Genomic DNA, 9,600 nt, shown 5'->3' with positions numbered 1-9,600 from the left:
GTGTGGTAACCCACATCTTGCCCGGAGGCCTTCATCTACCCCGCGTGTTCACAACCTGCCGGGGAAGTACAGCTAGAGAAGGTCAGCGAGCTCGAGTTCATCTTCACGTCGCCGTCGTTCGTGACCGAGAAGGTAACGGACAAGCTCCGCAAGGAGCGGCGCGAGTTCTTCATCCCCGGCGGTCAGGCCGAGTCGAGCCTGGCCGGGTCCGACTTCGAGATCAGGCTGCGCAACAAGCTCACCCAGCGCGCGATCGCCCGTGAATGTGCTGACTGGGTTCGACGCAAGGTTACATTTCGCTCGAACTCCACGGGCAACCCGATGCAGCAGTTCGCGGTCATCGATGGCAAGGCTGCCTACACTCAGCTCCAGGGGTTCACCACCGCCGATCTCGGTTACGAACGTGGCAACGCCGTGTCGAGCTTCGTGAACCGTCTCGATGAGGCTCCGATGACCGAGCAGTACATGCAGTTGTTCGATCAGATTTGGAACAACCCCGAACAGGTCAGTGATGTCTCTCGGGCCGTCCACGATCACATCGCCAGTGTCTACACCGAGAACTCCCCGGCACGCATCTACTTCCTGATCCTCTACAACCTGTTCGCAGAGTTCCTCGATGACATCAACGAGGACGTGCTGCCGAACGACCGTACCGGCTATCAGGAGACGAGGGTCTGGCAAAGCCTGTACAACTTTCAGCGCGACGCGGCTACCGGCATTATCAACAAATTGGAGACCTACAACGGCTGCATCCTCGCGGATTCCGTGGGCCTCGGTAAGACATTCACCGCGCTCGCGGTCATCAAGTACTACGAGCTGCGCAACAAGTCGGTGCTGGTGCTCTGCCCGAAGAAGCTCGCGGAGAACTGGACGAACTACAACGCCAACCTCACGACCAACATCTTCGCTTCTGACCGGTTCAACTACGACGTGCTCGCGCACACCGATCTCTCCCGCACCAAGGGTGAGTCGCTTGGTCTGCGGCTGGACCGGATCAACTGGGGCAACTACGACCTCGTCGTGATCGATGAGTCGCACAACTTCCGCAATGCCGACTATGCGGAGGAGAAGGAGTCGCGCTATCAGCGCCTTATGCGTCAAGTCATCCGCGAGGGCGTGAAGACCAAGGTACTGATGCTCTCAGCCACACCGGTGAACAACCGGTTCATCGACCTCAAGAACCAGCTCCAACTCGCCTACGAGGGCGAGTCCGATAACCTCGCCCAACACCTGAGCCTGTCCACGACGGTCGAGAAGGTGTTCTCCGACGCGCAGCGTGTGTTCAACGAGTGGTCCAAACTCGACCCCGAGCACCGCACGACCGACCGCATCCTCCAGATGCTCGACTTCGACTTCTTCGAATTGCTCGACTCCGTCACCATCGCCCGCTCCCGCAAACACATCCAGGCGTTCTATGACACCACTGAGATCGGTGCCTTTCCGGGACGACGCCCGCCACTGTCGGTTCGAGAGCCGCTGACGGACCTCCCGGATGCGCCCGGGTTCAATGACATCTTTGAGCAGCTCCAGGCGCTGACCCTCGCCGTGTACACCCCGCTCGCGTACGTGTTCCCGAGCCGACTCTCCAAGTACGAAAACCTCTATAACGTCACGGCAGGTAGTGCACGGTCCAACCTCGGGCAGGCAGGGCGTGAGCAGGGCTTGAAGAAGCTCATGACCGTCAATCTGCTCAAACGTTTGGAGAGCTCGGTCGATGCCTTCCGCCTCACTCTGGTGAAGATCGAAGATTCCGTCACTCATACTCTCGGACGCATCAGCAACCACGCGGGCAACCTCGCCGACCTGAGCCCCGAACTCGCCGGGCTTGACTTCGACGTCGATGACGAAGAGGCCGCGAGTATCGAAGCGCTGTCGTTCGGCGAGAAGATCAAGATTGATCTCGACGACCTCGACATGGAGTCCTGGCAGCGCGACCTATGGAACGACCGCGAGACTCTCCGTGAGCTCCTCGACGAGATACGCAAAGTCACCCCGGACCACGACCTCAAACTCCGCAAGCTCAAGCAACTCATACTGGACAAGGCCGAGCACCCGATCAACGACGGCAACCGCAAGGTACTCGTGTTCTCCGCCTTTGCCGATACGGCCGACTATCTCTACCAAGAGCTGGCGCCCACCCTCGCGGGGGCTGGATTGGACACTGCGGTGATCACCGGTGGCAGTCATGGAGCGAAGACAACCCTCGGTACTGGGTTCGACTTTCAGCAGGTCATGTCACTGTTTTCGCCGCGCTCCAAGCAGCGCCACCTCACCATGCCGAACGAGACTCGCGAGCTTGACGTGCTCATCGGCACCGACGTGATCAGCGAGGGCCAGAACCTTCAGGACTGCGACTACCTGATCAACTACGACATCCACTGGAATCCCGTGCGCATCATCCAGCGCTTCGGCCGCATCGACCGCATCGGGTCCACCAATAGCCACATCCAGCTCGTGAACTTCTGGCCGGACATCTCCCTGGATGAGTACATCAATCTCAAGGAGCGAGTCGAGAACCGCATGGTCATCGCTGACCTCGCCAGCACGGCCGATGACAACGTCCTCACCCTTGAAGACTCCGAGGCCGCCTTCCGTAGGGAGCAACTCCGCAAGCTCCAGGATGAAGTCATCGAGCTTGAAGATGTCCGCACCGGGGTCTCGATCACCGACCTCGGGCTCAACGACTTCCGCATGGACCTGCTTGGCTACATCAAGGAACACGGTGACCTCGAGACAGCGCCCCGTGGGCTCCACGCCGTGATTCCCGCAGACCTCAGCAAGGGACTGCGACCTGGCGTGATCTTCGCCCTGCGCAACCTCACTGCTGACGAGCACATCAACCGAGGTAATCGGCTCCACCCGCACTACCTCGTTTACCTCGACGAACAGGGCGAAGTCATCGAGAATCACACCGAAGCTAAGCACCTTCTCGACCTGCTGCGTGCTGGCTGCCGTCCCCACGAGGAGCCGGTCGCGGATGTCGTCGACGTGTTCAATACCGCGACCGCCGAGGGCGCGCAGATGGGCAAGTACTCGGCGCTGCTCACCGACGCGATCCACTCCATGATCGATGTGACCGAAGAACGCGATATCGACAGCCTCTTCACCGGAGGTAGCACCACCGCCCTCACGCAAACCATCGCTGGCCTCGACGACTTCGAACTCACCGCGTTCATCGCCGTTGTAGATCCCACCGAGGGCGGTGTTGATGACTGACATCCTCTACCGCTGGCCCGAGGCAGCGAAGTTCGGCAGACGCGTGCCCAAGGAGAAGTTCTACGAGCACGGCACCGTCAACACCTCTGTGCGAGAGAAGTTCATCAATGAAGTCCAACGCGTCACCTGGGCCTACAAACTCGCCGAGGCCACGATCAACCTGCCCAGCACACCAGCAGTGCCGGAGATACAGGTCTTCACGATCGACGCCAAGACCGACGACGTCAGCGAAGCCGTCCTGGGTGCCATCGACAAGGCCATCCCGTTCCCGATCATCTTCGAGATCGCCCGCCAACGCGGCGAGCAACCCGAGACACGGACGGTCGCGGCACACAAGCAGCTCGGCACCGGGGCTCCCAAGCTCAGCGCCTACTACTCGACCGGTTGGCAGCCAGGAGACACGAGCCGGCAGGCCCTGCCTACGGCGATCACGCTGCCCGCGCTCTACGCGGTACTCCTGCAGCCACTGACACCGATCACCACACGCCCAGGCGAGGAAATGTCAGACGTCGCCGACAGACTGGCCGCGGTGCGCAAACTCGAACGTGAGGTCACCACGCTGAAGCGCAAGCTCCGGACCGAGCCGCAGCTCAACCGCAAGATTGAACTACGCAGAGAACTGAAGGAACGCCAGGCCGCTCTCGCGGCCCTGGTGTGAGAGGGAGACATGGAACACGTTGAGAAGCTGGAGTTGCAGTCGGCTGACGTAACCCGCAAGAACGTCGAGGCGCTCGCCACGCTGTTCCCGCACATCGTCACCGAAGGGCGAGACGACGATGGGAACCTCATTCACCAGGTCGACTTCGAGGCGCTGAGGCAGGAACTGAGCGACTTCGTCGTGGAGGGCAAAGAGGTCTACCAGATTGACTGGCCAGGCAAGCTCGCCGCCGAGTTCGCCTCCAACACCCCGATAGCTAAGACTCTACGACCCAATCTCGACGACTCGGTGGACTTCGAGGTCACGAAGAATCTCTTCATCGAGGGAGACAACCTCGAAGCACTCAAGCTGCTCCAGGAGTCGTACCTTGGCAAGGTCCGTCTGATCTACATCGACCCGCCCTACAACACCGGCGGCGACCTCGTGTACCGGGACGACTTTTCGACTTCAACGCAGGAGTTCCTCTGGAAGTCGCGCCAAGTGAACGAGGCCGGCGAGAAACTCGTCTCCAATACGCAGACGAACGGACGATTTCACTCGGACTGGCTGAGTATGATCTACCCGCGGCTTCGCCTGGCGAAGCGATTCCTTGCCCAGGATGGCGTGATCCTTGTCAGCATCGATGATGCCGAACAGGCATCTCTCCGCCGGCTCATGGATGAAGTGTTCGGTGAACAGAACTTCATCGCACAGCTCGTGTGGGAGAAGGGACGTAAAAACGACGCGAAGTTCTTCTCGGTCGGCCATGAGTACATCTTGGTCTATGCAAAGTCGAAGTCGTCGTTGCGCGAGCAAGGGACATCGTGGCGTGAAGAGAAGCCGGGTGCACGGGAAGTTTGGGAGCAGTACCTCCTACTTCGTGAAGCACATGGCGCCGATGACGAGGGTGTCGAGAGAGATCTGACAGCTTGGTACAAGAGTCTCCCGAAGAGCCACCCGGCGAAGAAGCTCGCACGTACGCGACACATCGATGCGAACGGCCCGTGGCGAGACGACAACATCTCCTGGCCGGGCGGCGGCGGGCCGCGATATGACGTGCTCCACCCCATAACGGGCCAACCTTGCGCCGTGCCTGAAGCAGGATGGCGATACGGGGAGGATGAGATGCAGCGCCGGATCGACTTAGGACTCGTCGTATTCCGGGACGATCACACCCAGCCGCCGTTCCGCAAATCTCATCTCCGGCCGGTGACGGGCGAGGTTGACGACGTTGACGACAGCGCTGAAGACGACGGCGGAGACGAAGCTGGGCTTGCCGTCCAAGTCCGCGGCAGCTATTTCTATAAGCAGTCTCAGGTCTCAGTTCGGCACCTTCGCGAACTCATGGGCGCTCAGGTTTTCAACAACCCTAAAGACCATGAGGTGCTGTCTCGACTGTTCGAGTACGTCCTCGGCGGTAAGGGTGGCGTTGTCATGGACTTCTTCGCCGGGTCTGGCACAACTGCGGAAGCCGTCTTCGACCTCTGTGCCCGCACGGGGCTCGACTGTCCCGTGATCCTGGTGCAGCTTCCCGAGCTCCTGGAGGACAACCTCAAGTCTGCGACTGGTTCGGCCAAGACAACCATCCAGAACGCGATCAAGTTTCTCCAGAAGCTTGAGAAGCCACTCAACATCGCCGAACTCACCAAGATTCGAATCCAGAAGGCTGGCGCGCAGGCTCTGGAGCACCGGAGGCCATCGGACTGGAACGGAGACGTTGGCTTCCGAGTCTTCGCCGTGGACACGAGCAACTTCACCGACATCACCATGACACCCGATCTGGCCGATCAAGAGGCGATGCTCGATCTCGTCGAGAGCGTCAAAAGTGACCGGACCGGCATGGACGTGCTGTTCGAGGTGCTCATTGCATGGGGTCTCGATCTATCGGCGCCAATCAACGTCGAATCCGTAGATGGGCACGAGGTGTTTTCGGTCGAAGACGGCGCACTCCTCGCGTGCTTCGACGATCACCTCGACGAAGCACTGGTCCGAACGCTCGCGCTGCGCGCTGCTGCGGACGCGACGCAGAAGGTCGTCTTCAAGGACACGGGTTTCGCTACTGATGACACAGCCATCAACGCATACCAGGTCTTTGAGCAGCTGTCACCTGACACCACACTGAAGGTGATCTGACTCGATGAAGCTTCAGTTCAAGGTCCAGGACTACCAGACCGCTGCTGTGGACGCAGTGGTGGACTGCTTCGGGGCGGTACATCGCCAACCGTTTGCCGACAACGTCACTTACAAGATCGATCCCGGACGCACGGTGGAGCAGCGTGACCAGCCCGAGCTGGATCACCGTCTCAGCGAGGCTGTAGCGCGAACCGGCTATGGCAACAGCCCGTTGCTTCTCAGCTCTGCCCAGCTCCTCGACAACGTTCAGGCCGTGCAACGGCGCACGACCGGGCTTCCGTTGTCCGGAGAACTCGTGGCCAGCCCGGCGGCGGGTCTGAACCTGGACGTTGAGATGGAGACGGGGACGGGCAAGACGTACGTTTACATCAAGACGATCATGGAGCTTCACCGGCAGTATGGCTGGTCCAAGTTTGTCGTCGTCGTCCCGAGCGTCGCGATCCGCGAGGGGGTGAAGAAGTCTTTCGAGATCACGGCCGACCACTTCCTCGCCGAGTACAGGACTCAGGCCAGAGCGTTCGTCTACGACTCCGATCATCTCGAAGACGTCGAGACTTTCGCTTCGGATGCAGGCATCCAGGTCATGATCATCAACGCGCAGAACTTCAATCGCGATGCGAAGAGGGCTGACCAGGACCTGGCCGAGACCGGCAAGTCGCCCGGGCTCAAGATGTTCAGGACGCTCGACGGGTTCAAGTCTCGGCGTCCCATCGATGTCATCGCGGCAAACCGGCCCATCCTGATCATCGACGAACCGCAGCGTCTCGGGAGCAATCCGGCCAAGCCCAGCGAGACGCTAAAGGCTCTGGGACGCTTCAACGCGCTCTTCGCACTGCGCTACTCAGCGACGCACGCCATCGAACACAACCGGGTTCATCGACTGGATGCTCTCGATGCCTACAACAAGAAGTTGGTCAAGAAGATCGCCGCGAGGGGCATCAGCGTCAAAGGCCTTGCAGGGAGTAGCGCGTACCTCTACGTTGACGGGCTTGAGCTTGGCAAGGGCGCTGACTTTCCGAAGGCGCGTGTCGAGATTCAGCATCAGCCCAAGAGCGGGAACATCACGCTCAGGACGGTGAAGGTCAAGAAGGGTGATCGGCTTCACGACATTTCGGGCGGTATCGAAGCTTACAAGGGTCTCGTCGTCGATGACATCGACGCCATTGCGAACACCGTCACGCTCCTGGATGGACAGGTACTCCAAGGAGGCCAGGTCACCAACGATGTGACCGACGAGCAGAAGCGCCGACTCCAGATTCGGGAAGTCGTGCGCGCTCATCTTGACAAGGAAAGGCAACTCTTCGGGCACGGAATCAAGGCTCTGTCCCTCTTCTTCATCGACGAGGTTCACAAGTACCGTGACTACGACCAGCCCGACCGGCTAGGCGAGTACGCCAGAGTCTTTGAAGAGGAGTATGAGGCGCTCAGAGTTGAGCGCCTCAGCGAGCTCGACCTCGATGAGTCGGCTGCGGCCTACCGGGCGTTCCTTGAACGCGACCCGGTGCGCGACATCCACAACGGGTACTTCTCGGTCGACAAGAAGACCGGCCGCTGGGTGAACAGCGATGCGTCCGATGCTTCGGATGAGAAGGGCAAGGGGCTGTCCAAGGACGCCGAGGCCTACGACGCCATCCTTCGGGACAAGGAGAAGCTTCTCGACCGCGACTACCCGCTCCGTTTCATCTTCAGCCACTCTGCGCTTCGGGAAGGCTGGGACAACCCGAACGTCTTCACCCTCGGATTCCTCAAGAAGGCGACCGCTGGGGACTCTCGCCGTCAGGAGGTCGGGCGTGGCCTTCGGCTCGCGGTGGATCACAACGGCGACCGTGCCGACAACCCTGTGACCGTCCATGACATTAACGTTCTGACCGTCGTCACCGAGGAGTCCTACGTTGATTTCGTCGCAGGGTTCCAAAAGGAGACGCTGGGCTTGCTCAGCGCTCGCCCGCGGAAGGCAACACCAGAGTTCTTCGCCGGAGCGGTCCTGCTCGATGTGATCGCAGGCGTTGAACACAAGGTCACGTTGGACGAAGCCAAGCAACTCCAGCACTGGCTCATCAAGCACGACTTCATCGACTACGACCAACACCTGACCGACAAGTGGCTTGAACGCGGCGATCTCCCCGAGATTCCCGACATGCCCCCGGCGTTGCAGCCGTACTTCTACCAGGTCGCTGAATTGATCGACTCCCTCCACGTTCAGGCGCCGAAGGTCGATGACGGACGCAAGGCAAAGGTCGTCCCGATGAACAAGGCGAACTTCGACAAGAAGGAGTTCCAGGAGTTGTGGGCGCGAATCAACCACCGCGTGGTGTACCAGGTCGCATTCGACTCGAAAGAGCTGATCGCCAACTGCGTTCGAGTGCTCGACACGTCCCTCGAAGTAGCACGCCTTCAGTACGTCGTGACCGAGGGCGTCCAGCGCGACATCATCGAAGCCGAGCACCTGGAGTCCGGCGAGAGCTTCAAGGTAACCCGAACGAAGTCATCCGAATCCACCCTGAGTGCAAGCTCCACGGTGCCGTACGATCTGATCGGCGAGATCGCAGAGAAGACGAAGCTCACCCGCCGCACGGTCGCCTCCATCCTCCACGGGGTAAGACCGGACACGTTTGCGAAGTTCAAGCAGAACCCGGAGCAGTTCATCACCGAGGCTGCGCGGCTGATCCGCGAGCAGGCCGCGGCCACGATGGTCGAGCACATTGAGTACGACATCCTCGATGACCGGTACGACGCCTCGATCTTCACCGAGAATCAGACCGCTCAGGACCTGTCCAAGGCCGTCCACACCCCAAATAAGAGCGTCTACGAGTACGTCCTCGATGATTCCCAGGTCGAACGAGACTTCGGTGCCGCGCTCGACATCAGCGACGAGGTGTCCGTCTTCACCAAGCTCCCGCGCGGATTCAAGATTCCGACACCACTCGACGACTACAACCCCGACTGGGCGATCGCCTTCCAGGAAGGCTCTGTCAAGCACGTCTACTTTGTCGCCGAAACCAAGTACTCCCTCTCGTCGCTAGAGCTTCGTGGTGCGGAGAAGGCGAAGATCGACTGCGCCAACAAGCTCTTCGAGAAACTTGACCAGGTGGCCGGCACCCCGGGCATCCGGTACCACGGAGTCACGAGCTACGACCACTTGCTGCAACTCGTTGGGGCGTAGTCGGGATGGTCATCGAACTGTACTTCTCTCAGCACTTCGGAGTTCCACCGACGGTGCTGGAGGACTACGGTGCCTTCGACATCAGCCTTGCTTCGGACCTGCCGCTCTTCATCGACCCCTTCCTCCTCTTCAACAGCCAGAAGCCGGAGTACCGTGATCTTCACGAAGGAATGATTCGCTACCTGGTCTTCCTACGCGACCGGGCGACCCCCGACCTCGATCCGGGGCTCATCAAGGCCTGGTACATGTTCCAAGAGGTGAAGCAGAACTGGCTCGGATTCACGGTGCTCGGAAACTCGGGCAGCGGGCTCGGAAAGGACTTTGCCCGCGCGCTCCACAACTCTCTCGGCTCGATCCTGAAAGGGTTCGGGTCGGAGTCGGGGCGTGAGGAACGTATCGGTGACAACTGATCGTTAGTGCCGGGAGGCGCTGGCGGGGAGGATGTCATCAT

Annotated in this window: 5 protein-coding genes; all 5 read left to right on the top strand. The window is 60.1% G+C overall.

Annotated features, from left to right (window positions below):
• Nucleotides 1–120 precede the first annotated feature (120 nt).
• Genes GWK18_RS12570 through GWK18_RS12550 form a run of 5 tightly spaced genes read left to right on the top strand, consistent with a single transcriptional unit; the run spans nucleotide 121 to nucleotide 9,559 of the window.
• Nucleotides 121–3,216: a helicase-related protein gene (locus GWK18_RS12570; protein WP_348535957.1), complete on the top strand. Its 3,096-nt coding sequence runs from the start codon at nucleotides 121–123 to the stop codon at nucleotides 3,214–3,216.
• A complete protein-coding gene (locus tag GWK18_RS12565) occupies nucleotides 3,209–3,874 on the top strand; it encodes a DUF4391 domain-containing protein (RefSeq protein ID WP_166835644.1) in 666 nt (221 codons plus the stop codon). Before GWK18_RS12570 ends, GWK18_RS12565 begins: the two co-directional genes overlap by 8 nt.
• Before the next feature lie 9 nt (nucleotides 3,875–3,883).
• Entirely contained in the window at nucleotides 3,884–5,986 is a 2,103-nt protein-coding gene (locus GWK18_RS12560) for a site-specific DNA-methyltransferase (RefSeq protein WP_166835643.1), read from the top strand.
• 4 nt (nucleotides 5,987–5,990) lie between these two features.
• The gene (locus GWK18_RS12555) at nucleotides 5,991–9,149 is read left to right on the top strand and encodes a DEAD/DEAH box helicase family protein (protein ID WP_166835641.1); all 3,159 of its coding nucleotides are present in this window, start codon (nucleotides 5,991–5,993) and stop codon (nucleotides 9,147–9,149) included.
• A 5-nt stretch (nucleotides 9,150–9,154) separates the two neighbouring features.
• Complete coding sequence (locus tag GWK18_RS12550) at nucleotides 9,155–9,559, top strand: hypothetical protein (protein ID WP_166835639.1); 405 nt, start codon at nucleotides 9,155–9,157, stop codon at nucleotides 9,557–9,559.
• The last annotated feature ends 41 nt before the right edge of the window (nucleotides 9,560–9,600 follow it).

Origin of the sequence: Kocuria sp. JC486 (genome assembly GCF_011602805.1) — a bacterium.
Taxonomy (GTDB): domain Bacteria; phylum Actinomycetota; class Actinomycetes; order Actinomycetales; family Micrococcaceae; genus Kocuria; species Kocuria soli.
This window is presented reverse-complemented; position numbering and strand designations above follow the sequence as displayed.